We start from the raw sequence: 24,420 nt of genomic DNA, 5'->3' as shown, positions 1-24,420 counted from the left end.
GTCTCATTGGGTTTCCCAATGAGACTTTTTTTTGTGTATACAATTAGTAAATAAAATGTATTAAAAAGTTTACATGTTACTTAACGTATAGTCAAATTAGTTGTTTCGACATAAACTTTATTTCATATAAGAAAAGTGATGGTTAAAGTAATGTCGCATTAAGATAAGTAGTAAAGTTGTTGGAAATAAGATGGTTGGAATCATTTTTTGCTACATTTTTGGTGTGTAATTTGATGTGTTCTGATCAAGATCGCGTGGCCGAGTGGTTAGGCAAGTGTCTGCAAGATGCTCAACAGTAGTTCGAATCTACTTGCGATCTCTATTATAAATAAAAACAGATCGTGTGGCCGAGTGGTTAGGCAAGTGTCTGCAAGATGCTCAACAGTAGTTCGAATCTACTTGCGATCTCAATTTACGGATTAAAAAAACAGATCGTGTGGCCGAGCGGTTAGGCAAGTGTCTGCAAGATGCTCTACAGTAGTTCGAATCTACTTGCGATCTCAATTTATGGATTAAAAAACAGATCGTGTGGCCGAGTGGTTAGGCAAGTGTCTGCAAGATGCTCAACAGTAGTTCGATTCTACTTGCGATCTCAGTTTACTGATTAAAAGCAGATCGTGTGGCCGAGCGGTTAGGCTAGTGTCTGCAAGATACTAAACAGTAGTTCGAATCTACTCGCGATCTCAGTAGTTGATAGGAGGGGTTCTGATTTTAGGTGTAGTACTTTAGAATTTATCATTTTTCTTTTTATTGCTTTAATCACTTTTTCATCATTGGAGCCTCTTTTACTAAAAGGAGGCTCTTTTGCTGACAAATTTGTCAGTTTTTTCAATATGCGTATTTATACGTAATTGAAATTGGAAAAGGCTTTTTATTTTTGACATTGGAAAGCAAAAGCAATACACTCTACCTCTGAAAAGAAAGTCGGAATGTTTATACTTGTCATAAGACAAATAAATATTTCGACTTTCATTTTTTATTAAATAGCTTGAAGTTACATAAGAGTTGATTTTTGGGGATCCAAAAACTTTCATGCATTTCACATCCTACTTAGCTTAATTCTTCAAAACTTAAGAACAGTTTAATACAGAGCAGCTCACGAAATGTTACCAGACGAATAACCTAGAAGATTTGAAAGAACGTTAAATAAGCATCTTCCTTAAAGAAAGAGGAATAAAAAAATATCGGCAGAACTAAGAACAAGGAACTCAATCAGATCGTCGCTATACCCGATGAAATAGTAATCAATAAAATCTACGAGATACGCGGTCAAAAGGTGATGTTGGATAGGAATTTGGCCGAACTTTACGGAGTAGACACCAGAGTGTTAAAGCAAGCTGTATGACGCAATATAACCCGCTTTCCTGAAGATTTTATGTTTGAAATGACTGAAGAGGAGCTTGAAAATTGGAGATCACAATTTGTGACCTCCAAAGAGTACCACTAAAGGAAGGGTCACTCCACAGGTTTTGAGTGTGATCCCATCTGTTTTATTGGAAAATCACTTTTTAGCCAGGATTTACTTGTAACTAATAATGATCAATTTATGGGGATTAGTATTAGGATCAAAGTACCCCGGTAAGCCAGCATCATTTACGCTACTTACTGATAAAATAATCTTGAAGGCACTTTTCTTTATAGTAATTGAACTGATTTATCCCAAGTAATACTAATCCTACAACTTTCAAAACATCCAATAATATATAAAGATAATGCAGGTTGGATGGGGGTGGAGTTGCTCCATTGATAATCTGATCTACTCTCAAATGTAAGGCGGGTAATAACCAAACTGATTGCAATAGTACTATAAGAGCAATGGTTGAGGAAATAATTCGAATAGACCTACTCCATTGGTTTATAAATGTAAAACATAGTATAATAGCGCAAAAAACAATTTCTGCTTTATTCAGGGCTTTAAATACTTGTCGACCTACCTCTACGCCTACTTGCAGTGTTAAATGCGGTGCGGTAAACTTTACAGGGGCTTCCAGAAAACTTATGGCGCATACACATCCAAGCCACATAAAGGTAATAGCAATGGGTAACGAGAGGTTACGGTTTTTCATTATTGAATGAACTTGTTACCACTTTGTTTAAAGTGTTCCAATTTAAAATTAAACATTTCGGCCATCCGTTCGCCTCTCCAAATGGCTTCGTCAGCTTTTACTCCTGCAAAGTTTTCATTTACAGTTTCTTTGAAGATGGAAAGCCAGTGATCAAAATGAAGTTTGTCAATTGGCAGCTTTGCATGTGGAGGAAATGGACTGCCTGTGTATCCTGGTTCGGAAAAAAGTACAGTATTCCAAAACGTGTACATTTTTTCAAGATGTTGGGGCCAGTTATTTTGTATTACGGCGTTAAATATTGGACCTAATAATTCGTCTGCTTGTATTCGGCCGTAAAAATTGTTTACTAGCAGTTGAATATCTGAAAAGTTTTGAATATCAGTCTTATGTGTCGTTACTTGTGTCATTTTGAGTGAGTTGTGTGGATGTAAAATTAGTAAGAACATTCTTCTCAAGAAGTGATTTAAATCATATTTAAGTCATTTTAGTGAAGAGATGAAAGGGTGTTTACCTTAATTAAAGATTGATTTATTTAATAATTAATTAATGGTGTTTTTTGATTTTTAAGTATATGTATTACAGCGTGTTGTGCTTGTTATTTGTTGTATACATTTGATCTTAAAGAGAAAGTAAGACTATTACTTAAAGGTTAAGTGAGCGTTAATAAAAGGTTGAAATGTTGAAAAAAACGCAAACAAAGGCGCTTTTTTGTATTTAAAAATTTTGCTTTCTGAAACAAAAGCTATTACATTAGCTAAAGAATAATCCTAATCAGTATTTACCAAACATTAAAAGGAGTATCTAAAATGAAAAAATTTAATGACTTTAAATCTTTGTTGGACTCACTAGAAGCTGATGCAGACAAGTTTTACAACAAAGGTAACAATGCTGCGGGTACCCGTGTTCGCAAGGGTATGCAAGACTTAAAAAACCTTGCGCAGGAAATTCGTAAGGAAATCCAAGATGAAAAAACCAAAGCAGAAGCTTAGTAGTAATTTTTTCCAAAACGAGAACCTAAAAAAATGTCCTGCTCATTTGCTGAACAGGACATTTTTTTGTTTATGCATTTTAGTAGTTTTTCACTGCGTTAACAATTTTTGTTTCGAGTGTACTGCTGACATTTACCAGAGGTAAACGTACTGTTTGACCACAAATACCTAGCTCTTTTAAGAAAGTTTTTACTCCAGCAGGACTTCCTTCAGCAAAAAGCATGTTGATAATATCCGTTAATTTGTAATGCAATAAACGAGCTTCATCAAATTTGCCTTCAAGACATTTTCTAATCATTGCAGAGAAATCTTTAGGAAATGCATTTCCTACTACAGAAATAACTCCATCGGCACCCAACGAAATCATTGGTAAAGCAAGTCCATCATCACCAGAAATAAACAGGAAATCTTTGGGTTTATACTTGATGATTTCCATAAACTGCTCAAAATTTCCTGACGCTTCTTTTATTCCGATAATATTTGGTAATTCAGCTAATCGTAAAGTCGTTTCAGCAGTCATGTTTGATCCTGTACGTCCGGGTACATTGTATAAAATTATCGGAAGTGGAGCATTTTCAGCCACTATTTTATAATGTTGATAAATCCCTTCTTGTATAGGTTTATTATAGTATGGGCTAACTGAGAGGATAGCAGAGAAACCTTCTGAATTGAAATTTTTAACCTGTTCAGCAATAGCTACAGTGTTATTGCCTCCAATTCCGGCAACCAAAGGAACTCGTTTGTTATTGGTTTCGAGTACAAAATCGAAAATCTTTTGTTTTTCTTCTTTGGAAAGGGTTGCTGTTTCACCAGTAGTTCCCATTGGAACCAGGTATTCAACTCCACCGGCAATTAAATGCTCTATCAAATTTTTTAAACCCGAATAATCAACACTGCCATCCGGATTAAATGGAGTAACCAACGCAACTCCCGTTCCTTTCAATTGTGTACTCATTTTATTAAAGAAAGATAATGTAATACTTGGGCTGTAAAATTAACAATACTTGTGTCTTTTTTACAATTTATCATGAAATCATAAACAAAACTTTCTTCCTCTTGATATTTTGATATTTTAAAACCGGCATTGGCTTTTAGTGCCAGGTAAGAAATGCTCTTATTAGGTTCAGCAGCCAGATTAATCAATACATCGAACTGTGCCGATTGAATTTCATCAAGTTTTTCTTCTTTGGGTAAGTTGAGCAAATTTAAATCTTTATTAGTAATAAAGCTAAAATTATGAGCCTCCGTTCTAAATTCAGGCAGATCTTTGGCATCAATTACTCCCAAAGTTGTAATTTTCTTTTGCTTAAATTCATCCTGTGCTACAATTGATTTGATAGCTTTAATTTCGTTAATACTTGTAGCACTAAACAAAAATAAAAAACTGCCCGCCTCCTCCAGGTTAATTGATTTTCCCTGCTTTGGTGTTTGGTTGGCGGCTTTTTTTAAAAAATAGTTGGTTAATTGTTGTTTCATTGGGTTGGATTAATTCAGCATATTCAATAATTCTTGTTCAGAAATAATAGGAATATTCAGATCGGTTGCCTTTTGAAGTTTTGAAGGTCCCATATTGTCACCAGCGACAAGGAAGTTTAGTTTAGATGAAATACTACTAAGCATTTTTCCTCCATTTGTTTCAATAAGGTCTTTCAAAGCATCTCGGCTAAAATTTTCGAATACTCCTGATATTAAGAATGTTTTTCCATCTAATTTATTGCTTTCCAGTAAAACTTCTTTTTCTTCTATAGTGAATTGGAGTCCGTCGGCTTTTAGTTGTTCAATAACTAAACGATGCTCCTGAATTTTAAAATAGTCGATGACGCTTTCTGCAATGCGGGTACCAATTTCATTAACCGCAACTAACTCGTCAAAATTGGCTTGCATCAGCTTGTCTATGTCTTTAAAATGCTGAGCCAGTTTTTTTGCAACAGTTTCACCCACATACCTGATTCCTAAACCAAATAATACCTTCTCAAAAGGCATTTGCTTTGAAAGCTCAATACCTTCAATTATATTATTTGCCGATTTTTCACCCATACGGTCCAATTGTAGTAACTGGACTTTTTTGTCTTTTAATGCGTAGATATCGGAAATGTTATGCAATAATTCTGCATTATATAATTGAACGATAGTTTCATCTCCAAGACTATCAATATTCATGGCCTTGCGCCCGGTAAAGTGTTGCATTTTGCCAATAATCTGAGGCGGGCAACCAGTGTCATTTGGGCAATACCAAGCCGCCTCACCTTCATTTCTGATTAGTTGTGTTTCACACTCAGGACAGGTTTGGGTGAAAATGGTAGGCTGAGAGTTTGCCGGACGCTTATCCAGGTTCACTTTTATAATCTTAGGAATTATTTCTCCTCCTTTTTCAACCAAAACAGTATCTCCAGCCCGTACATCTAAACGTTCTATTTCGTTAGCGTTATGTAATGTGGCTCGTTTTACAGTTGTTCCAGCCAATTGAACTGGCTTTAAGTTAGCAACCGGAGTAACAGCACCAGTCCGGCCAACTTGATAGGTGATAGATAATAGTTGGGTCTCAACTTCTTCGGCTTTGTATTTATAGGAAATGGCCCAACGGGGAGATTTGGCTGTAAAGCCCAACTCTTGTTGTTGAGCGTAACTGTTTACCTTAATCACTATGCCATCAATATCATAAGAAAGCTTGTGACGTTCAGACTCGTACTTATGGATGAAGTCTAAGACTTCATCCATGCTTTTACAAAGCTTAGCATGTTCAGAAGCTTTAAAGCCCCAACTTTTTATAGCATGCAAGCTTTCCCAATGTGTTTTGAATGGAGCGTTTTCTAAATAAAGGAAATATAAAAAACAATCAAGAGGGCGACGTGCCACTTCGGCAGAGTCTTGCATCTTAATTGTTCCTGAAGCAAAATTACGTGGATTGGCAAACGGTTGTTCTCCATTTTCTTCGCGCTCAGCATTAAGCTTTTCAAAAGCAGCAATATGTATAAACACTTCACCCCGTATTTCAAACTCTTCCGGAATGTTATCTCCTTTAAGCTGGTGTGGAATGGTTTTGATGGTTTTTACGTTGGTGGTTACATCATCGCCTTTGGTCCCATCGCCACGTGTAACTGCTTGTATTAGCTTACCGTTGCGATAAGTAAAGCTCATTGACAAACCGTCAAATTTTAGCTCACACACATATTCAAAGTTGTCTCCAATAGCTTTTCTAACCCTTGCATCAAAATCAAGTAACTCTTGCTCTGAATAGGTATTACCCAACGATAGCATTGGGTATTTATGTTTTACAGTTTTAAAGGATTTGGTAATTTCTCCTCCCACTTTAAGAGTAGGAGAGTCTGGATCTTGAAGATCAGGGAACTGTTTTTCCAATGCATCTAATTGTTTCAGTTTCTGATCAAAATCATAGTCTGAAATAGTAGGCATTGCCAAGACATAGTAGTTGTAGTTATGTTGATTGAGTTCGGCTGTCAGTTCAGCAATTAATTTTTGAGCTTCTTGATGTTGCATAAGTAAGCGAAAATAGAGAATGATGGTCAAAGATTGGCCTTTACCTCACTAAAAATATTCATGAATTTTTTGTTCAAATCTGTTCTGTACCGAAGTAAAAATTGCTGAAGATGAGCCTTGGTTTGGTCGGTAAAGTTTGATCCCCAAATTCTATTACAAATGCGATTAAGTGCATAAACCAGCATTTCATAATTGGTATATGTAAATAAGTATTCGTTTTCAATGAATTTGATATAAAAATTTATAAAAGCATCCGCCTGTTGAATTCCATTTATTTTTAAAAAGCGAACAATGACACTTTGGTTGACTTTTCTTAAATGCGAATAAAATATTGCTACATCTATCTTTTGATTTTCGATCAATAAACTATCTAACATTAATTCAAGCGCTATATGAGCTAAAATATAAGGTCTTACCGGGGTTCCATTCAACAACGAAGAAATGTTACTTTTAATAGTTGTGGTTTCTTCATTAAAAAAAAGAGATGAATGAAAGTGCTTGTCAACTAACAAGTGTTTTTGCCAACCCATTTTTATGGCGTTTAGTTGACAATCGGATGAAAGTTCTTGTTCGAATTTGTGTGGATGAATATTCCAGGTTTTGTTGAAGTTTTTGGTTAAGTCAGGCAGTACCAAGCCAACAACAAAGTTTGAATCTGTTGCATGCTTATCAAAATAGAAATGAGAAAGAAAATTCATTTAAACGCAATTACCCTAATTTTTGTCAATTGTTAGCCCGAGTATACTAAATCAAATTAAGCATAAATAATTATCTTTGGCACTTTCACCGTTAATTTTAATGTAATCTCAACTAATCGGTGACATCAAAATAATCTGTGTAATCATATACTAATAAGATGAATTTCGTAGAAGAATTGCGTTGGCGCGGCATGTTGCATGATATTATGCCCGGTACAGAAGAAAAACTGAATGAAGGTGTTATTGCCGGTTATATTGGCTTTGATCCGACAGCAGACTCATTGCATGTTGGTCATTTAACCCAAATAATGACACTTATTCACTTTCAGAAAGCCGGACATAAACCCTATGCTTTGGTTGGCGGTGCTACCGGCATGGTGGGTGATCCATCAGGCAAATCGGAAGAGCGTAATTTACTTTCTGCGGATATTCTTAATCATAATCAAGCGTGTATTAAAGCCCAACTTGAAAAATTCCTTGACTTTGACAGTGGTGCTAATAGTGCTGAAATGGTGAATAACTATGACTGGTTTAGGGACTTTAGTTTCCTTGATTTTATCCGCGATGTTGGTAAACACATTACGGTTAATTACATGATGGCTAAAGATTCTGTTCGTCGTCGCTTAGAAGGCGAAACCGGTATGTCATTTACTGAATTTAGCTACCAGTTGGTGCAAGGGTACGATTTTTACTATTTGTGGAAAAATAAAGGATGTTTACTGCAAATGGGAGGCTCTGATCAGTGGGGTAACATTGTTACAGGAACTGAGTTTATCCGTAGGAAAGATCATGGTGAAGCATTTGCTTTAACTACTCAGTTGATCAAAAAATCAGATGGAACCAAATTTGGTAAGACTGAAAGTGGTGCAGTTTGGTTAGATCCAGCCAAAACATCACCGTATAAATTCTACCAGTTTTGGTTAAATGCAAGTGATGAAGATGCTAAATCCTGGATCCGCATTTTTACTCTTAAATCTAAAGAAGAATTAGATGCCTTGGATGCAGAACACGATGCAGCTCCTCATTTGCGTATTTTGCAGAAGGCATTGGCAAAGGATATTACCATTCGTGTTCACTCAGAAGCAGACTACGAAACGGCAGTAAAATCATCGGAGTTTTTGTTTGGAAATGGTTCAATAGACTTCTTAACAGGCATGAGTGAGTCTAACCTGTTAGGCATTTTTGATGGTATAGAGCAATTCTCTGTTTCTAAAGAAGAATTATCTGGCGGTGTTAATGTGGTTGATCTTTTAGGAGAAAAAGCAAAGGTGTTTCCTTCAAAAAGTGAGGCTAAAAAGATGATCCAGGGAGGCGGTGTTAGTATTAATAAAGCTAAAGTGGGGGGGATTGAAGACATCATTAACCAATCAAGCCTAATTAATGATAAATTTATTGTAGCTCAAAAAGGCAAAAAGAACTATTATTTGCTGATCGCTGAGTAAAATCAATATAAAATATCTGTTTATGACTGTGCCCGAAGTATTTCTTCGGGCATTGTTGTTATATTTAGTTACCTAATTTACATTTATATGAAAAAGAACATTCTCTTCCTCACTGGCGATTTTGCTGAGGACTATGAAACGATGGTTCCGTTTCAAATGCTATTAATGATAGGACATGAAGTTCATGCTGTTTGTCCTGACAAGAAAAAGGGAGATTATATTACAACTGCAATTCATGATTTTGATGGGTTTCAAACCTATAGTGAAAAACCTGGTCATCGATTTGTTTTGAACTATTCCTTTGCTGATGTTCAGGCATCAAAATACGACGCTATTGTTATTGCCGGAGGAAGGGCACCTGAATACCTTCGCCTAAATTCTAAAGTGATTGAATTAGTAAAACACTTTGCTGATAACAACAAACCCATTGCTGCAATTTGTCATGGAATTCAAATTTTAACAGCTGCAAATGTAGTGAAGGGTAAAAAACTAACTGCTTACCCTGCTGTTGGACCTGAGGTAACCTTAGCAGGAGGAACCTATGTTGATGTGCCTGCAACAGAAGTTGTTGTGGATGGAACATTGGTTACTTCCCCTGCCTGGCCGGGGCATCCAAGATGGATTGCCGAGTTTTTGAAAGTATTAGGGACTAAAATTGAATTATAAAAGTTTGGAAGAAGTTCACAATCGGTAGGTAGCTGATGTACGCATCACAATTGGGAAATCTTTTCATTGACTGTGTATAATCTGCCGCAGTAATGATTTATGTCCTGTGAATAAAATATATCTTAATGGAATAAAATTTAATTGAAACTTATGTTATTGCTTCTTATGAAGCAGGTACTCCTCTTTTATTAATGCTCGCTAATTATTGGCAGTTAAGTTGTTATAGCTTATGGGAAATGCTCGTCCCAACGGGCAAATTAAACCATCCAAAATATTAATATGAATAAAGTAATAACTCGAATTGCTATTGTAGGATTGTGCACCGCTTTAAGCTTGCACACAGCTAATGCACAAAGTAGCTTTGGTTTGCAACAACAGTTTAATGCAATTGTAGAAAATGCTAATAACTATCAGGATTACAAGGTGATTAAAGCAGGCCTTTTGAGATCATTATGGAAAAATGCTAATGATTCGTTGGCAAATGAACGTAAACATTTGCTTCACGCAAGAACAACAATCTCTTCACAACAACAAGAAATTGAGCAACTGAAAGGTAATTTGAACAAACAAGGAATTAGTCTGCAAGAGTCGAAAAACCAAATTGATTCAATTCAACTGCTAGGTATTAGTATTTCAAAGGGCAGCTATAATAAGCTTATGTGGAGTTTGGTTTTAATCTTAATTTCAGCATTGGGATTCTTCATTTACAGAAACAAAGATTTTAGAAATGAAGCCAATTATAGAATTAAGCTATTTGAAGAACTAACGGAAGAGTTTAAGACTCATAAAACAAAAGCAAACGAAAAGGAAAAGCGATTGGCGCGTGAACTTCAGACTGAAAGAAACAGAATGGAGGAGATTTTAGCCGCGAATTAATAAAATACACTCAATTAAATTAACCAGGCAGCAGTAAACTTTTTATTGCTGCTTTTTTGTTAGTTAAATAGTTTAAAAGCAAGTATAACTGTTTTATTAATAAGCAGAGTTTATATATTTATCAATCCAATTTTTTGAGTTGAAAATATATTTTGATGAAAAAGCTAATTTTCCTAATCCTAACCTTTCTTTATGCCGGTATGCAAGCAAAAGCTCAGGCTCCGGCTGCATCAACAACCGAATATTTTTTATTGGTTGGAACCTACACCGATAACAGCAAAAGTGAAGGTATTTACGTCTATCGTTTTAACCCGGTAACGTTGAAGTTTACCCCGGTAAGTACGATGAAAAGTGAAAACCCTTCTTATCTGGCTATTTCTCCTAATAAAAAAGTTGTCTATGCTGTAAATGAAAACGGAAACAACAATGGGTCTGTAAGTGCATTTACCTTTAATAACCAAACAGGAATATTAAAATTTGTAAACAAGCAACCTTCAAACGGCGATCATCCGTGCTATATTGATGTAGATGCCTCTGGGAAAAACGTAATTGCAACAAATTATACCGGCGGTAACTTAGCTTTGTTTAAAACTAATGGAGATGGTTCGCTTAATCCGGCTTTGCAAACAATTAAACATGAGGGCAAAGGCGCAGTTGAAGGTCGTCAGGAAGGCTCTCACGTACATAGTGCCCAATTTTCTCCTGATGGTAATTATGTTTTTGCCGCAGATTTAGGAAACGATCGATTGTATAAGTATGCATTTTATCCGGCAAGTACTACCGATGTGCTTGTGGCGGGAAATCCTGCGTTTTATACATTGCCAGCCGGCTCTGGTCCTCGTCATTTTACTTTTCATCCAAATCGCCGTTATTGCTACCTTTTGGATGAGTTAAGTGGAAAAATTAATGTTTTCTCTTATTCAGAGGGTAACTTGAATGAGTTACAAACAATTGCTGCAGATAAAACAGCAGGTATAAATAATAAAGGGAGTGCAGATATTCATATAACCCCTAACGGCAAGTTTTTATATGCTACCAATAGAATAACTAGTAACGAAATTGTAAGTTATAAAGTTGATGTAAGTGGCAAATTGACTGAGATTGGTCGTAATGCTACAGGAGTACACCCTCGTAATTTCACGATCGATCCTTCTGGTAAATTTGTATTGGTGGCTACCCGTGATAATAATAACATTACTGTTTTTAAAATCAATCAAAAGACTGGCAAGCTGGAAGAAACAAAGTCGAGATTAAGTGTGGATAAACCGGTTTGTTTAAAAATGATTCGCATTGCAAAGTAATATTGATTCAGGAGGGTAAGAAAAAATTACTATTCCCTTCTTTTGAAAGGTTTTTAAAGAGAAAAGGCAGCTTTTTACGGCTGCCTTTCTCACATTATGATATAGGGATTAGGTTGCTATGAAACGAAGTGTTGCGAGAGTTTACTCACTTGTTCAATAATGTTTTGTAGTTGACTTTTATTTGCTTCTATTTCTTTCAATAGTTGCAATTGTGCTTTAGTACGTTGAAGGTTATGTCCTTCAAAGTGGGTTTTATAATAAGTATCACCCTCAAGGTAATCTGTTAAGAAACGCACCGCCTGCATATATGGGAATAATAGAACTCCCATCATGAGTGATTCAACTTCAAGAGGCGTTAAAAATTGTTCAGCCTCAGTAAAATAACCTTTAGTATAGGACTCGAAAAGTGGAATGTTAAGTTTGATCTTATCAAGGTCTTTCTCATCTTCGGAAGCCGAGTTTATAATTGTTCTTATAGCATCTCCAAAATCATAAGCCACATAACCCGGCATTACCGTGTCAAGGTCAATAACGCACTGAACCTTATCGTTTTTGTCCAATAGAACATTGTTGAATTTGGTATCGTTATGAGTTATGCGTAAAGGCAATTTACCAGCTTTACCTAAGTTTAAGATTGATTTCATTTGATCAACCCTCTCATTAATAAACTTAATCTCTTGTAAAACTTCTTCTTTACGTCCAACAACATCGGCTTTAACTGCATCATTAAATCGGTTAAGACGCATTTCTATATTATGGAAGTTGGGAATAGTTTCAATTAGTAAACTGGCATTAAGATCCGCAAGGAGCAGTTGGAATCGACCAAATGCCTTTCCACCCTCATAAGCCTGCTCTTCATTTTCCAGAATATCGTAACTTTTGGTGTTAGGGATATAATGGTAAATGCGCCAATAGTCACCATTGCTGTCATTGTAATATAAAGAGCCGTTTTTAAGCTTAACAATTGTCAAGACTTCTTTCTCCGGGTTACTATCAATTTTTTCAGATAACTTTGTTTTTAAATGATTCGTTACCAAAAGCACATTGTTCATTAACCCCGGAACATCTGTGAAAATTGCATGGTTTATCCGTTGCAATAAATAGTCAGGCAGATTCTCACTCTCATTACGTAAAAGATAAGTATCGTTTATATGACCCGAACCAAATGGGGTTACCTCTACAATTGTTCCTTCAATATTAAACTGACTTAATATTTCCTTAATGTGTTCAGGTTTAGGGGTGTTGCGATTCATTTAGTTTTTTGAATTATTTAAAAGAGGTGCTTTAATGATACAGCACACATCTATTATATTACATAATTTAACCTTATTTACCGTTTAAAGCAAGAAACTTAGATACAACTTTTTTATTCCTAATTAGTGTTTAATCTTATCATTAATAAAAAAGAGATGTAAAGATTATAAATTTCTTAATTGTTAGGCAAGATGCAAGTTTGTGTTAAAACTGCAATGGGGTATATAGCGATCAAACGTTTGCGTAATTTTTTATTTTTTTACACAAACGTTTGCGTTAATTTTTTCGGATTTCATTTTTATATGTTTGCTTAACAAGCAATTAAAAAAGCATTCAATCAACATAAACTATTATTTATGCATCGTAGAGATTTTTTAAGGAATTCAGCTATTGCAGCAGCAGGTATTACCATCCTTCCTTCAAGTGTGGTTTTTGGTAAGGATGGAGATAAAGTTAGACTTGGTTACATTGGTGTAGGAGCAAGAGGTCAAACTCATATTGACGAGGCTCTAAAGAGAGATGATGTAGAGATTGTTGCTATTTGTGATCTACAGGAATGGGCCCTTAGTGGTACCCGCGAAATGATTAAAAAAGCTGGAAGAAAACTTCCTGAAGAATATACCGGTGGTGTAGATGCATACAAAAAATTAATTGAACGTAAAGATATTGATGCGGTTATCATTGCAACTCCATGGCAGTTTCATCGCGACCAAGCGGTTTATGCCATGCTTGCAGGTAAATATGTTGGTTGTGAGGTGATTGCTGGTCTGACCGTTCAGGATCACTGGGATATCGTTAATACCTCAGAAAAAACCGGAATGCCATACATGACTCTTGAAAACGTATGTTACCGCAGAGATGTTATGGCTGCTTTAAACATGGTTCGCGAAGGGTTGTTCGGAGAGATTGTTCACCTTGAAGGTGGTTATCAGCATGATTTACGCCAAGTATTGTTCAATGATGGTAAGAGTTGGTACGGAAAAGGTGTAGAGTACGGATCTAAAGGCATTAGTGAAGCCCAATGGCGTACACAGTATAATATTGATCGTCAGGGTGACTTGTATCCTACCCATGGCGTTGGCCCAATGATGCCATACATTAATATTAATAAAGGAAACCGTTTTACCAACCTGGTCTCTTTTGCTTCTAAGGCTAAAGGTTTAGGTGCTTATGTTGAAGAATTAGCACCTGGTCACCCTAATGCAAAACTTAATTATAAAAACGGCGATATCGTAACGACTGTTCTTAACTGTGCTAACGGTGAAACCTTGTTGTTGAGCCATGATACACACTTACCTCGTCCATATTCGTTAGGATTTAGAGTACAGGGTACCAAAGGTATTTGGATGGATGTGTCAAAAACGGTTCATATTGAGCATAAAACCAAACCTCATGAGTGGGATCCTGCTAAAGATTGGTTTGAGAAATATGACCACCCGCTTTGGAAAAAGTATGCTAAAGATGCCGAAGGTGCAGGACATGGTGGTATGGACTGGTTTGTGTTCAATGCATTTATTCAGTCAGTTAAGCAGAAAAAACAAACACCAATTGATGTGTATGACTCGGTTACGATGAGTGTTATCACCCCGCTTTCTGAGAAATCAATCAAGGAAGGTAATACACCTCAGAAATTCCCTGACTTTACGCGTGGTAAATGGAAAACCAAAAAGAACACTTTCCTACTAGATGATAGTGGTTTTTAATAAATAATTGGGCATTGCATCCGGCATAAATACCCAATGCCGGGTGCTTTCATTCAAATCTAGTGGTTTTCATCTCAAATAGCTTTTAATAAGCTTCATTAAAATTGAACAAGTAGTTCTTTTCTCATAATTAATAGATTGATTGACGAAAGTCGGGTTTAGGCCCGACTTTTTTTTTAAAACTCATTCAGCTTTAAAGACATGATCTCTGTTTAATAACCTGTAAGGCTCATTTTATTTATGAGTTACCAGTTCAGAGTCTAAAATTATCTGTTGTGGTTTTTTTGTTTCTTCCTGCTCTGTATCGACGTCATTTGCATCAATACAAGAGAACAGGATTTCAGTTGCTTTTTCGCCTTGCTTGTATGGAAATTGTTCTATTGATGCCAATGGTCTGTTATCCATATATTCCCAAATTGGCAAATTGGCGAAACTGACAAAGGAAATATCCTTATTGATGGCCAGGCCTAGTTCCTTGGCAACTGCAATGGCATCAAGGGCCACATAATCATTAAAAGTGATAATCGCCGTTGGGCGTTCTTTCAGGCTCAGCAGTTTAGAAGTCGCTTGTTGATTGCTTTCTTTTGAAAGGGTAGATGAAACGATTAGTTTTTCATCTATTTTAATTCCATTCTCGCTCAAGCCTTTTAAGTAAATTTCTTGACGCTGATTACTTGCTATAAGTTGTTCTGGACCGTTAATTAATCCGATTTTCTTGTGTCCTTGCTTGATAAGTAAATTTACGGCCTGCAATAAGCCCGATTCCAGATTACAGGCTACATAATTGATGTCTTCCTGAAGCGGTATACGATCAAAAAAAACAATAGGAATACGGTATTTTCTAAGTAAATCGAAATGGTCGTAGTTATCGGTATTCTTTGTAATGGAAACAATCATACCGTCAACCCGGTGAGTTTTCATGGTTTCCAAAATTCGTTTTTCACGCTCAGGATCATCCAACGATTGCCCTAATAGTACGTTGTAGTTTTTTGTGCCGGCAAAATTTTCAATCCCGCTGATAGCAGCTGAGAAAAATGCTTCTGACAAATTGGGTAATAACACCCCTATAGAGTAAGTTTTGCGCTGTTTAAAAGAAATCGCTGTTTGATTAGGTTCATAGCCAAGCTCTTCGGCAACTTTATGCACCCGCAACGTAGTGATATAACCAATACTAGGATGGTTGTGCAGCGCCCTAGAAACTGTTGAAGTCGACACTTTCAGTCGTTTTGCAATTTCTTTAATGGTCGGAAGCTTTTTACGTTGCATATTCAAAATCAGTTAAATCAGCTCTATGGGGGAGACAAAAAACAGTATAAAAATCAAAAGTGAAATTTAATACTTCTTTCATAAAAGCTTCATATTCTTTTGTAATAATATTTGTTCAGTAAAAAGGCAAACTTTGCCTTATGCAAAGTAATTACAGTAATATATCTGTTTTAAAGGAAATAGCGCTTTTAGTTGTTTATTTTTGTCTAATTGGTACTAAAAATTGGATTTGTGTCTTTAGATAAGTTAAAATTAAATAAGCAGCTGGTTACAGCTATGACTGATGCTGGGTTTGAAACCCCAAAGCAGGTTCAGGAAAAGGTGATGTCGCGTATATTGGGAGGGCAAGATCTTATTGTTTCTGCTCCCGAAGGAAGTGGTAAAACTACGGCCTATGTACTGGCCGTTTTGTTTAAGTTGAAATACGCATCCGAAGATACCCCCAGAGTTTTGGTATTGGTGCCAAGTGCCGAGAAGATTGATGAAGTGGTTGCCCGTTTTGAGTTGCTCAATAGAAGCAGCTTGCGAATTGCGGGGTTACAGCCTACAGGAGGTATTCAATCTCAAATTAATCTCATTGCTAACGGTTGCGATGTTGTGGTAACTACCCCCGACAGAGCCAGAGCTATTTATCTAAAATCGGGACTGAATGTAAATCGTTTGCAGCAATTGATTATTGATGATGCTGATTTAATGATTAAAAGAGGTATGCAGCTGCCAATTACTGAACTCGCAACGAGCATCACAAAGTGCCAGCGTTTAGTATGTACTGATGTGTATCATGATAAACTCGGTAAACTAATTGAGCCGTTTATGAATGCTGCCGCTTCTATGATTGAGGTTAATGAGTTACCTGAAGAAAATCAGCTGCAAACGGTTGAGCAAATTTTGTATCAGGTGCCTAACTATAAGACAAAGCTCAATTTGCTCAATTTCTTAATGCGAGACGATGAATACTTTACCAAAGTCGTAGTATTTGTAAACTCTCGCTTTAATGCACAAAAATTATATAAAAGCTTAAACAGAAGGTTGAATGGTGAAGTTGCACTGCTTAAACCAATGTTTTTTGATTTGACCGGCTTTAAAACGATTGAAGAATTTAAAGCATCTGCAACGGTTCGTATTTTGGTAGTAGCCAATGAAGGTCTGGAGGAAGTGGCTTTAAATGAAATTCCTTTTGTGCTGCATTTTGATTTACCTGACACAATTGATGCTTATGTAGAGAGAGTAACGAAAAGGGATGCTACAGCAGAAGGTGAGGTATTATCGATTACTTTTTCAACTGATACAGAATTGAGTCAAGTAAGAAGAATTGAACAGGTCACCGGTAAACAAATGGAGCCTTTTGAACTTCCTTTGGGAGTGATAATAGAGAATAGTGCAAGTAAGGAAAAAGCAGCAAAGAAAAAAGCTGAGGAAACTGAAATGGAGGGGATGAGAGGCAAAGCTTTTCATGAAAAGAAAGCCAAAAATGCCAAAGATTATAATTTTAGCTCTAAGGAAAAGGCAAAAATGAAGTATAAGAAACGCTAATTTACTTTTGAAATGAGCCAGCAAAATGATTATAAAGAATTAGTTGCATTTAGCTCTCGTGATTTGGCAATAGAAGAAAGTGACTTATCTATCCCTATTACAGCCGAAGAGCAGTTTCAGTTATTGCGTCAAAGGATAATTACACGCGTTAACGAAATGCTATCAGCTGATTTTTCAGGATTACTTAACATTTTATATAGAGCGGACGTAAACGAGGATCGCTTAAAACAGGCTTTAGCTGAAAATCCTGAGTTGCCCGGGGAAGTTATTGCCGATGCCTATATTCAGCGTCAGTTGCAAAAAATAGAAACCAGGAGAAAATATAGTCAAAACAAAAGCTAGTTTTTTTGTAAGAACTGTTAGAAACAACGCTTAAACCAGTTAAATTTAGTAACAAGGTTTAAGCGTTTGTATTTATGGTCTACTTAAAACTGAATGTAAAAACGCTGTTGAAAAAAGTAACTGGATTAGTTATCGTATTTCAACTGTTCTTAGTCCAGATCCAAGCACAGTATATACCCGACAAAGATTTAAAGGAATTATTTGTTGACGTACAAATGGCCAGGGTGTTTCATGATTCCAAAACCTTTGCAGACTGTACTCCACTTTTACCACCAGACTCCATTTTGAAATATTATACCGTGGAAAAGAAACGGAAGGATTTCAATTTGTCCCAATTTGTAAAGCAATACTTTCAACCTCCGCCTCCCCATCCAAACGGTGATCAACAATTATTTTCTCCTCTTAATCAGCATTTGGATAGCTTATGGAATGTTTTAGAACGAAAATCAAGCTTGTCAAACGGAACACTTATAGGTTTACCTTATTCATATATAGTGCCAGGTGGACGATTTAATGAGATTTATTATTGGGATAGCTATTTTACGATGCTAGGATTAATGGCTTCGGACAAATATCAGCACGTAGAGAATATGGTTAATAATTTTGCATACCTGATTGATGAATATGGGTATATTCCGAATGGTAATCGAACGTATTATTTAAGTCGTTCCCAACCTCCTTATTTTTCATTAATGATTGAATTGCTTGCGCGGAAGAAGGGCGATTCAATCTATGTAAAATATTTACCTCAGCTATTAGCAGAATATAACTTTTGGATGGATGGAGCAGATAGATTAACCCCATCAATGCGAGCTTACCGGAGAGTTGTAAAATTGCCTAATGGGAGTGTTTTAAACAGGTATTGGGATGAAAGTACTACTCCCCGGCCAGAATCATATAGAGAGGATGTTGAACTGGCAAAAGATGTTGTCAATAAACAGGTAGTATATCGCAATGTCAGAGCAGCATGTGAATCGGGTTGGGATTTTAGCTCGCGTTGGTTTAAAGATGGAATTAGCCTCAGGTCAATTCATACAGTAGAAATTATTCCTGTTGATTTAAATTGCCTTTTGTATTCTTTGGAGTTAACCATAGCCAATGCCTACCAGCTCAAAACTGAATATCAAAATCAAAAAATATTTGAGGGCAAAGCCCGGAAAAGAAAAACGGCCATTAATAAATATTGTTGGAGTGAAACAACCGGATTCTTTTTTGATTATGATTTTGTCCAGAATAAAACCAAGCAGATATTTTCATTAGCAGCCCTGTATCCGTTGTTTTTTAAAGTGGCAGATGAACATCAAGCAGAAAGGTCTGTTAAGCATCTTATTGATTATTTTTTATATCCAGGTGGGCTTGTATCAACAACAGTTCTCAGCCATCAGCAATGGGATGTGCCGAATGGATGGGCGCCTTTACAATATATAACTTATCAAGGGTTAAGGGCTTATGGTTATAAAGCACTTGCTGACACTATAAAAAACAGATGGCTTAAAACAGTTGAATTAAACTATCAAAAAACAGGTAAGCTCTTGGAAAAATACAATGTGCTCTTTCCAGAAGTTAAGGGAGGAGGAGGAGAATATCCAACCCAGGATGGTTTTGGCTGGACAAACGGAGTATATCTTTGGTTGAAAAATGAAAAGGAGTAAAAACATTCTTGTTGAGCTTGATCTACCAACAAGAATGTTTTAAATTGAGCTAGCCCATTAATTCTTTCATCAGTTTGTCAAAGTTTTCTTTCAGTTCGGCCAATTCAGATTCAACTTTAGCTAAGCGGGCTTCTAACTCAGCAATTGGTCTGCTGGCAATTGGCATATCTGGTTCTTCTTCGTCTTCAATTGTTGGTGTGCCACCTAATAAATGCATATATCTGGCTTCTTTTTGTCCCGGACGCTTTGGCAACTGTACCAGAAACGGATGCTCGCCTGAGGCTAGCTTTTCCAGCATCTCTTGAATTTCTTCTAATGATTCAAATTCGTACATACGACCCGAGTTAGTGTTTAACTCGCCGGGAGTTTGCGGACCTCGAAGCAGAAGCAAACAGATTATGGTTACCTCAGCCGGAACAATCGGAAAAACAATGCCTAAGTTATGTTTGTATTTAACTGAACGACTAGTGCCTCCTGTTGCAGTGGATACTAATCCTTTTTTTTTAAGGGTATTTAAAGCTTCAATAATTGTATCATCATCAAAGTTAACAACGGGTTTTCTTGCTGATTTCTGATTACAGGCGGCAGCCAAACTATTTAACGTAAGAGGATAATATTCAGGGGTGGTTTTGCTTTTTTCTATCAACGCACCCAATACGCGTTGTTCAACGGCATCTAATAAAGGTAATGTTTGTGTTGATTCCATGGCTAAAGATAAGCAACAGATTTTGGCTAAAAAACCTTCTCCTCAATATATCTTTATCAACCATTGATCAGTTGATCTGACTTTGTAGTGCAAGCAAGTATATTTGTATCAAATGCAAAAAGTGAAAGATAATCTTCCTGTTTACACAATCTGTTCATTAAAAAATGTAGATCAGCTGCATGCAGATATTACTGCAGAGCCTTTCTCCGTATATCTTAAAAGGCATCCGAATCTCCACAAAGGACACGGTCATACATTTTTTCATATGTTGTTGTTTACACAGGGGGAAGGATTTCATACTATTGATTTTGAACGATTCAGGGTTGAAAGGGGACAAATTTATTTTATGGTTCCCGGACAAGTACATAGCTGGGAGTTTGAAGGAGAAGTGGATGGTTTTGTGATTAATTTTTCTGAGGAGCTGTTTCATTCATTTATCTCTGACAGCCGTTACTTGGAAAAATTTAGTTTCTGGAACGGTATAACGGGCGAGAATGTAGTCCAATTGAATGAAACTGAATTGGTACAAGCAGCTTCATTGCTAAAGCAGATTATTCATGAAGTGAAAGAAGTCAAACCTTTTGGCAAAGACAAAGTACGCTTATTATTGTTATCGTTATTTATTTTGGTGGCAAGGGCTGAGCAAAAAGTTGAGCCAGCAGAAGCACTCATGCCTCATTTACAGTTGTTGTATAAATTCAGAAAACTGGTAAATCAATATTACAGCCAGCACAAGCACCCTAAAGATTACGCTTCCTTATTGCACATTAGTTCGAATCATTTAAATGTGGTTTGTTCGGAACTGCTGAATAAATCAGCAGGGGAGGTGATAAGAGAGCGTATTTTGTTAGAAGCAAAGCGTAAACTGATTAACCTGGATGAAAGCATATCATCCATTGCCTATAGCTTGGGCTATGCTGATAACTCTTATTTTACCAAATTTTTCAAAAAGTATACCGGGCAAACTCCTGAAAACTTTAAACGGTCTTTTAATGAGCTTTAACAGAGTTTATTCCTTGCTTAGAACAAGTAGGGTCAAAGGGTATAAATGAGAAAAAGTGAAGCATCATTATCCTGCCAAGTCTAAAATTTAGAGGCATAAAAAAGAGTATTCCGCCAATAATTATAGTTAAATACACCCAAGCGGCAGGGTTGTTGAATAAATAATAGGTTGAAAAGCCAAGTATTACACTTTGGGCTACATTTAATGCATAGCTGAAATACATACCACCCCAAAAGAATCCGGGTTCAATTTCAAAGCGAAGATTACATACAGGGCATTTTTCATGCATTTTTTCATAAGAGGCTAATTTATATGTTGCGTGTTCAAAAACGTGTCCTTCGCGGCAACGTGGGCATTTCTGCTGAATAATTGCCTGTGTTTTAGAGATAGCCATAAGTCTTTATTTAATTTGAATTCAAAATTAAAAGCCGAATACAAGGACTTATGGTGTTTTACATGGTTTTAATGGTGATTTTAATGATTCGGTAGCATGATAAAAAAGAAAGGTTGCTTCTTTTAAAAGCAACCCTTCTTTTCAAAGACAGACATTTGTCTTTTATGCCATTAATTTTTCAATTTCATGATCAATGCGGAACAATCCTGTACCCTCAGTTCCAATCAGTTCATACAATTCAATTGCACGACGAGCGGTTTGTTCTTCTTCCAATTGCTCATCCAAGAACCAATCAAGGAAACGAGCTGTTTGATAATCTTTTGATTTATGACACTGGTCTACAATTTTGTTGAAGTTTTCAGTGATTTTAATTTCCATTTCCAAAACCATTACAAGCAACTCGTGCAAATCATTAAAGTTTTTAGGAATATTCTTTACCTCCGGAGAAATAGGGTGTCCTCCGGCATCAGCAATAAAATCGAAGATTTTCATCATATGTATGCGTTCTTCTGCTGATTGATGACGAAAGAACTTTGCAGTGCCTTGTAATCCTTGAACGGTGCACCATGCAGACATGGCCAAATAAGTTGCTGATGAATGAGACTCCATGCTGATTTGATCATTCAGCATGTCTTGTATATTTTCTTGTAATGATGTTTTTAGTCTTAATGCTGTTTTCATGACGAAATAAGTTATATACCAATTTACGTCATTGTCATAAAAAGAATACCAAAAAAAAGTAATTTGGAAGCCGTTTAAATAAAAATAGCGCTAATTAAAGCGCTACTAATTCTTCTACTGAAGGAATATTAAGATGATGTTCCATATAAACACCTGAACGGTTAAGAACATCTTTTAATGCAAAATAAAAATGTGCAGTATTCACCAAATCACGCAGTCGAAGACTTTCTGCAAGGTCGAATACAATAGCCTTGCTTCTTACTGTAAAGCTGAACTGATGTAAATCATCATCGGGATTGGTATCAAGTAAAATGCCTTCCCAATCAACGTCATTTAATCGCTGGCGCAGCAACAAAAACTCACAAATACGTAAAGAAGTCGTCTTGTCATTAACCGCCAATAGGAGGTTGGTCTTTGATTCTTCAGTATAAATTCCGCCTAACTCGTTTTTACAAACCAAATTCATCGGTGCAAAAATACGTTTATTTAGATTGGTTACAAATAAAAAAAACAAAAAGAAATTAATGCGAACTGTTTGAATTTATTTTTATGTCAATTTATTTTTCCTCCGATCAGGATAAATCGTTGAATATTTACTTATTATTGAGGCTTTATTAGCAATAGGAAATGAGTGAGATACTGATTGTTTACCCACTAGTGAAGATTTTAGGCTGGATAGCGGCTTTTCTCTTTATTATAGCCTATCTTTTTCTTGCTTTGGGGAAACTAAAATCAGATGGAATTACCTATCATCTATTAAATGTCTTTGGTGCATTAGGATTGATTATCAATGCATTTAATTTTGTAGATTATGCAAACGTAATCGTAAATGGTGTTTGGATGGTAATTGGCCTATATGCGATCATTGGTATTTATATGAGAAACCGCAAAATCATCTAACCCTACCATTTTTAAAGCTTGTTGCTTATACTGTTCCAATTTTAAATTATACTCATCCTTAGAATCCACTAAACTTAAGTAATAATAGGCTCCATCCAAAAGGACAAAAATAATCTCGGAAGTAAATCGGGGGTCTTGCACATTAAGTGCATCTTTTTCCTTACATTTTTGAATAAGTTCGGCTAATGCATCACGAAGGGAGTCGTGCAATAACTTGTATTTTTTTTTAATCTTCTTTTGGCGGAATATGAGCGAATAACAACTGTAAAATACTCCGTCATCAATTAACGTATTCCATTTCTTGGAAAACATATTGTCGATTACCTTCAGCAGGATTTCTACAGACCCATGTTTATTTGTATAGTTGCCATAGATCATCATATACTTATCTAAAATAAAATCAATCAATCCATAAACAAGGTCTTCTTTGGTCTGAAAGTAATGAATGATCAGACTGGGATTAATATCCATTACCTTAGCTATTTTTGCAATGGATGTATTTTCCAGTCCGTCTTTTTTGGCTACTTGGTAAAACACCTGAATAATCTCTTTTCGACGGTCTTCTTTAAGGCTTTTTCTTCCCATAAATATAGTTATGATGTATATAAACAAATGTCCAAAAAAGATTGGATTTAAAAATCTAATTCTAATAATAAAAATTAATTGAACATTCAGTCAATAAATTTTTTATAATTGCCTTATAATTAGCATACGTTGGCAGAATAGTTTTGGGGTATATTAAATGATTTTATAGAAGTGTACTTAACAAATTTATGGTCAGAGTTTCGTGGAGGTACAAAAGAGTCTTTTGTACTTTTATATAAAGCTTATTATAAGCATTTATATGCCTATGGCTGTAGGATTTGTACTGATGGTGATTTGGTAGAAGAATGCATCCAGCAACTTTTCTATGAACTTTGGGATAGTAGAGATACTATTGCGGAAGTAACCTATGTGAAATCCTATCTGCAAACTATTTTAAGAAGAAAAATTCGAAAGGAACTGGTTCAGCTGGAAAAATATGATGAATTATCGAGTTTGCATCACGATAAATTTGAAATAGAGTGCTCTTTCGAAGATTTGATGATCAGCGGTCAGGAATCAGAAGCATTGAGACAGAAATTGCTAAATGCTTTTAACGAGTTATCGTCAACCCAATTTGAGTTGGTTCGACTTAAGTTCTATGAAAATCTTTCCTACGACGAAATATCTAGCATTACTTCGCTCCGCCACAGCGTTATTTATAACCAAGTTTCTCGTGCACTCAAAGTAATTAAGAAATATATTGTATGCATTGGTGCAATTGCCGCGGCACAATTATTGGTTCTTGTCATGATGCCTCAAAGGCAAGATCGAGCATAATTCAATTTTATTTAAATCTCAAATTTCCCCACATTTGATAATATCAATGATGTTATGCTGTAGGGGCATCAAAGGCTAGGTAGGATTC

25 protein-coding genes and 1 pseudogene are annotated in these 24,420 nt (G+C 36.0%); 13 read left to right on the top strand and 13 right to left on the bottom strand.

Going from position 1 to position 24,420, the window contains the following annotated elements:
• Positions 1-1,183 precede the first annotated feature (1,183 nt).
• A pseudogene (locus tag L2B55_RS15050) lies at positions 1,184-1,447 on the top strand (ORF6N domain-containing protein).
• A 151-nt stretch (positions 1,448-1,598) separates the two neighbouring features.
• Here the strand turns inward: L2B55_RS15050 and L2B55_RS15045 are convergent.
• The gene (locus L2B55_RS15045) at positions 1,599-2,066 is read right to left on the bottom strand and encodes a DUF4149 domain-containing protein (protein WP_237846990.1); all 468 of its coding nucleotides are present in this window, start codon (positions 2,064-2,066) and stop codon (positions 1,599-1,601) included.
• Complete coding sequence (locus L2B55_RS15040; protein ID WP_237846989.1) at positions 2,066-2,473, bottom strand: group III truncated hemoglobin; 408 nt, start codon at positions 2,471-2,473, stop codon at positions 2,066-2,068. The genes L2B55_RS15045 and L2B55_RS15040 overlap by 1 nt, the downstream gene beginning before the upstream one ends.
• 399 nt (positions 2,474-2,872) lie before the next feature.
• Between L2B55_RS15040 and L2B55_RS15035 the strand changes: the two genes are divergently transcribed.
• Positions 2,873-3,055: a histone H1 gene (locus tag L2B55_RS15035; RefSeq protein ID WP_237846988.1), complete on the top strand. Its 183-nt coding sequence runs from the start codon at positions 2,873-2,875 to the stop codon at positions 3,053-3,055.
• Positions 3,056-3,134: 79 nt separating this feature from the next.
• Here the strand turns inward: L2B55_RS15035 and dapA are convergent, their stop codons facing one another.
• Genes dapA through L2B55_RS15015 form a run of 4 tightly spaced genes read right to left on the bottom strand, consistent with a single transcriptional unit; the run spans position 3,135 to position 7,251 of the window.
• A complete protein-coding gene (gene dapA / locus L2B55_RS15030) occupies positions 3,135-4,010 on the bottom strand; it encodes a 4-hydroxy-tetrahydrodipicolinate synthase (protein WP_237846987.1) in 876 nt (291 codons plus the stop codon).
• The gene (locus tag L2B55_RS15025; protein ID WP_237846985.1) at positions 4,007-4,531 is read right to left on the bottom strand and encodes a DUF6913 domain-containing protein; all 525 of its coding nucleotides are present in this window, start codon (positions 4,529-4,531) and stop codon (positions 4,007-4,009) included. The genes dapA and L2B55_RS15025 overlap by 4 nt, the downstream gene beginning before the upstream one ends.
• Before the next feature lie 9 nt (positions 4,532-4,540).
• Positions 4,541-6,553 (bottom strand): NAD-dependent DNA ligase LigA, encoded by a 2,013-nt coding sequence (gene ligA / locus L2B55_RS15020; RefSeq protein WP_237846983.1) that lies wholly within the window; start codon positions 6,551-6,553, stop codon positions 4,541-4,543.
• Between the two features lie 26 nt (positions 6,554-6,579).
• On the bottom strand, positions 6,580-7,251 hold the full coding sequence (locus tag L2B55_RS15015; RefSeq protein ID WP_237846981.1) for a hypothetical protein: 672 nt from the start codon (positions 7,249-7,251) through the stop codon (positions 6,580-6,582).
• 158 nt (positions 7,252-7,409) lie between these two features.
• On the opposite strand from L2B55_RS15015, the gene tyrS reads away from it, so the two are divergent.
• The 4 genes from tyrS (at position 7,410) to L2B55_RS14995 (ending at position 11,536) form a co-directional block, all read left to right on the top strand.
• Entirely contained in the window at positions 7,410-8,693 is a 1,284-nt protein-coding gene (gene tyrS / locus L2B55_RS15010) for a tyrosine--tRNA ligase (RefSeq protein ID WP_237846980.1), read from the top strand.
• A gap of 87 nt (positions 8,694-8,780) precedes the next feature.
• On the top strand, positions 8,781-9,359 hold the full coding sequence (locus L2B55_RS15005; protein WP_237846979.1) for a DJ-1/PfpI family protein: 579 nt from the start codon (positions 8,781-8,783) through the stop codon (positions 9,357-9,359).
• A 279-nt stretch (positions 9,360-9,638) separates the two neighbouring features.
• Complete coding sequence (locus L2B55_RS15000) at positions 9,639-10,235, top strand: hypothetical protein (RefSeq protein ID WP_237846978.1); 597 nt, start codon at positions 9,639-9,641, stop codon at positions 10,233-10,235.
• 155 nt (positions 10,236-10,390) lie between these two features.
• Positions 10,391-11,536 carry a lactonase family protein gene (locus tag L2B55_RS14995; protein ID WP_237846977.1) on the top strand — a complete coding sequence of 382 codons (1,146 nt, stop codon included), beginning with the start codon at positions 10,391-10,393 and terminating at the stop codon, positions 11,534-11,536.
• Between the two features lie 116 nt (positions 11,537-11,652).
• Here the strand turns inward: L2B55_RS14995 and L2B55_RS14990 are convergent, their stop codons facing one another.
• Positions 11,653-12,789: a phosphotransferase enzyme family protein gene (locus tag L2B55_RS14990; RefSeq protein ID WP_237846976.1), complete on the bottom strand. Its 1,137-nt coding sequence runs from the start codon at positions 12,787-12,789 to the stop codon at positions 11,653-11,655.
• A gap of 357 nt (positions 12,790-13,146) precedes the next feature.
• Here L2B55_RS14990 and L2B55_RS14985 point away from each other — a divergent pair, with 357 nt between their 5' ends.
• The gene (locus L2B55_RS14985) at positions 13,147-14,493 is read left to right on the top strand and encodes a Gfo/Idh/MocA family protein (RefSeq protein ID WP_237846975.1); all 1,347 of its coding nucleotides are present in this window, start codon (positions 13,147-13,149) and stop codon (positions 14,491-14,493) included.
• A 234-nt stretch (positions 14,494-14,727) separates the two neighbouring features.
• Here L2B55_RS14985 and L2B55_RS14980 read toward each other — a convergent pair whose 3' ends face one another.
• On the bottom strand, positions 14,728-15,759 hold the full coding sequence (locus tag L2B55_RS14980; protein WP_237846973.1) for a LacI family DNA-binding transcriptional regulator: 1,032 nt from the start codon (positions 15,757-15,759) through the stop codon (positions 14,728-14,730).
• A 231-nt stretch (positions 15,760-15,990) separates the two neighbouring features.
• Between L2B55_RS14980 and L2B55_RS14975 the strand changes: the two genes are divergently transcribed.
• From L2B55_RS14975 to treF, 3 genes are all read left to right on the top strand, one after another.
• Positions 15,991-17,292 (top strand): DEAD/DEAH box helicase, encoded by a 1,302-nt coding sequence (locus L2B55_RS14975; protein WP_237846972.1) that lies wholly within the window; start codon positions 15,991-15,993, stop codon positions 17,290-17,292.
• A gap of 12 nt (positions 17,293-17,304) precedes the next feature.
• Entirely contained in the window at positions 17,305-17,634 is a 330-nt protein-coding gene (locus tag L2B55_RS14970; RefSeq protein ID WP_237846971.1) for a hypothetical protein, read from the top strand.
• Positions 17,635-17,708: 74 nt separating this feature from the next.
• Positions 17,709-19,286, top strand: a complete 1,578-nt coding sequence (gene treF / locus L2B55_RS14965; protein ID WP_237846970.1) for an alpha,alpha-trehalase TreF — start codon at positions 17,709-17,711, stop codon at positions 19,284-19,286.
• 49 nt (positions 19,287-19,335) lie between these two features.
• Here the strand turns inward: treF and L2B55_RS14960 are convergent, their stop codons facing one another.
• Positions 19,336-19,992 carry a YceH family protein gene (locus L2B55_RS14960; protein WP_237846969.1) on the bottom strand — a complete coding sequence of 219 codons (657 nt, stop codon included), beginning with the start codon at positions 19,990-19,992 and terminating at the stop codon, positions 19,336-19,338.
• A 112-nt stretch (positions 19,993-20,104) separates the two neighbouring features.
• On the opposite strand from L2B55_RS14960, the gene L2B55_RS14955 reads away from it, so the two are divergent.
• A complete protein-coding gene (locus L2B55_RS14955) occupies positions 20,105-20,995 on the top strand; it encodes a helix-turn-helix domain-containing protein (protein WP_237846968.1) in 891 nt (296 codons plus the stop codon).
• On the opposite strand, the gene L2B55_RS14950 is transcribed toward L2B55_RS14955, so the two are convergent.
• The 3 genes from L2B55_RS14950 to L2B55_RS14940 all read right to left on the bottom strand — a co-directional run bounded on the left by L2B55_RS14950 (position 20,982) and on the right by L2B55_RS14940 (position 22,536).
• Positions 20,982-21,389 (bottom strand): DUF983 domain-containing protein, encoded by a 408-nt coding sequence (locus L2B55_RS14950; RefSeq protein WP_237846967.1) that lies wholly within the window; start codon positions 21,387-21,389, stop codon positions 20,982-20,984. The genes L2B55_RS14955 and L2B55_RS14950 overlap by 14 nt on opposite strands.
• Positions 21,390-21,551: 162 nt before the next feature.
• Positions 21,552-22,070, bottom strand: coding sequence for a ferritin (locus L2B55_RS14945; protein WP_237846965.1), 519 nt, complete (start codon positions 22,068-22,070; stop codon positions 21,552-21,554).
• A 94-nt stretch (positions 22,071-22,164) separates the two neighbouring features.
• On the bottom strand, positions 22,165-22,536 hold the full coding sequence (locus L2B55_RS14940) for a hypothetical protein (RefSeq protein WP_237846964.1): 372 nt from the start codon (positions 22,534-22,536) through the stop codon (positions 22,165-22,167).
• 161 nt (positions 22,537-22,697) lie between these two features.
• Here L2B55_RS14940 and L2B55_RS14935 point away from each other — a divergent pair, with 161 nt between their 5' ends.
• Positions 22,698-22,970, top strand: coding sequence for a CBU_0592 family membrane protein (locus L2B55_RS14935; protein WP_237846963.1), 273 nt, complete (start codon positions 22,698-22,700; stop codon positions 22,968-22,970).
• On the opposite strand, the gene L2B55_RS14930 is transcribed toward L2B55_RS14935, so the two are convergent.
• Entirely contained in the window at positions 22,923-23,555 is a 633-nt protein-coding gene (locus L2B55_RS14930; protein WP_237846962.1) for a TetR family transcriptional regulator, read from the bottom strand. The genes L2B55_RS14935 and L2B55_RS14930 overlap by 48 nt on opposite strands.
• Before the next feature lie 171 nt (positions 23,556-23,726).
• Between L2B55_RS14930 and L2B55_RS14925 the strand changes: the two genes are divergently transcribed.
• Positions 23,727-24,332, top strand: coding sequence for an RNA polymerase sigma factor (locus L2B55_RS14925; protein WP_237846961.1), 606 nt, complete (start codon positions 23,727-23,729; stop codon positions 24,330-24,332).
• Positions 24,333-24,420 lie beyond the last annotated feature (88 nt).

Source organism: Solitalea lacus, from assembly GCF_022014595.1.
Taxonomy (GTDB): Bacteria; Bacteroidota; Bacteroidia; order Sphingobacteriales; family Sphingobacteriaceae; genus Solitalea; species Solitalea lacus.
The sequence above is the reverse complement of the archived record's forward strand: the minus strand, read 5'-3'. Positions and strand labels throughout refer to the sequence as shown.

Coding starts and splice junctions, on each gene's coding strand:
- L2B55_RS15035 (WP_237846988.1), top strand. CDS start 2,873: ATGAAAAAATTTAATGACTTTAAATCTTTGTTGGACTCACTAGAAGCT.
- L2B55_RS15040 (WP_237846989.1), bottom strand. CDS start 2,473: ATGACACAAGTAACGACACATAAGACTGATATTCAAAACTTTTCAGAT.
- L2B55_RS14985 (WP_237846975.1), top strand. CDS start 13,147: ATGCATCGTAGAGATTTTTTAAGGAATTCAGCTATTGCAGCAGCAGGT.
- L2B55_RS14955 (WP_237846968.1), top strand. CDS start 20,105: ATGCAAAAAGTGAAAGATAATCTTCCTGTTTACACAATCTGTTCATTA.
- tyrS (WP_237846980.1), top strand. CDS start 7,410: ATGAATTTCGTAGAAGAATTGCGTTGGCGCGGCATGTTGCATGATATT.
- L2B55_RS15000 (WP_237846978.1), top strand. CDS start 9,639: ATGAATAAAGTAATAACTCGAATTGCTATTGTAGGATTGTGCACCGCT.
- L2B55_RS14960 (WP_237846969.1), bottom strand. CDS start 19,992: ATGGAATCAACACAAACATTACCTTTATTAGATGCCGTTGAACAACGC.
- L2B55_RS14945 (WP_237846965.1), bottom strand. CDS start 22,070: ATGAAAACAGCATTAAGACTAAAAACATCATTACAAGAAAATATACAA.
- L2B55_RS14950 (WP_237846967.1), bottom strand. CDS start 21,389: ATGGCTATCTCTAAAACACAGGCAATTATTCAGCAGAAATGCCCACGT.
- L2B55_RS14935 (WP_237846963.1), top strand. CDS start 22,698: ATGAGTGAGATACTGATTGTTTACCCACTAGTGAAGATTTTAGGCTGG.
- L2B55_RS14930 (WP_237846962.1), bottom strand. CDS start 23,555: ATGGGAAGAAAAAGCCTTAAAGAAGACCGTCGAAAAGAGATTATTCAG.
- L2B55_RS14970 (WP_237846971.1), top strand. CDS start 17,305: ATGAGCCAGCAAAATGATTATAAAGAATTAGTTGCATTTAGCTCTCGT.
- L2B55_RS14940 (WP_237846964.1), bottom strand. CDS start 22,536: ATGAATTTGGTTTGTAAAAACGAGTTAGGCGGAATTTATACTGAAGAA.
- L2B55_RS15005 (WP_237846979.1), top strand. CDS start 8,781: ATGAAAAAGAACATTCTCTTCCTCACTGGCGATTTTGCTGAGGACTAT.
- L2B55_RS14980 (WP_237846973.1), bottom strand. CDS start 15,759: ATGCAACGTAAAAAGCTTCCGACCATTAAAGAAATTGCAAAACGACTG.
- L2B55_RS15045 (WP_237846990.1), bottom strand. CDS start 2,066: ATGAAAAACCGTAACCTCTCGTTACCCATTGCTATTACCTTTATGTGG.
- L2B55_RS15015 (WP_237846981.1), bottom strand. CDS start 7,251: ATGAATTTTCTTTCTCATTTCTATTTTGATAAGCATGCAACAGATTCA.
- ligA (WP_237846983.1), bottom strand. CDS start 6,553: ATGCAACATCAAGAAGCTCAAAAATTAATTGCTGAACTGACAGCCGAA.
- L2B55_RS14995 (WP_237846977.1), top strand. CDS start 10,391: ATGAAAAAGCTAATTTTCCTAATCCTAACCTTTCTTTATGCCGGTATG.
- L2B55_RS14990 (WP_237846976.1), bottom strand. CDS start 12,789: ATGAATCGCAACACCCCTAAACCTGAACACATTAAGGAAATATTAAGT.
- dapA (WP_237846987.1), bottom strand. CDS start 4,010: ATGAGTACACAATTGAAAGGAACGGGAGTTGCGTTGGTTACTCCATTT.
- L2B55_RS15025 (WP_237846985.1), bottom strand. CDS start 4,531: ATGAAACAACAATTAACCAACTATTTTTTAAAAAAAGCCGCCAACCAA.
- treF (WP_237846970.1), top strand. CDS start 17,709: ATGGTCTACTTAAAACTGAATGTAAAAACGCTGTTGAAAAAAGTAACT.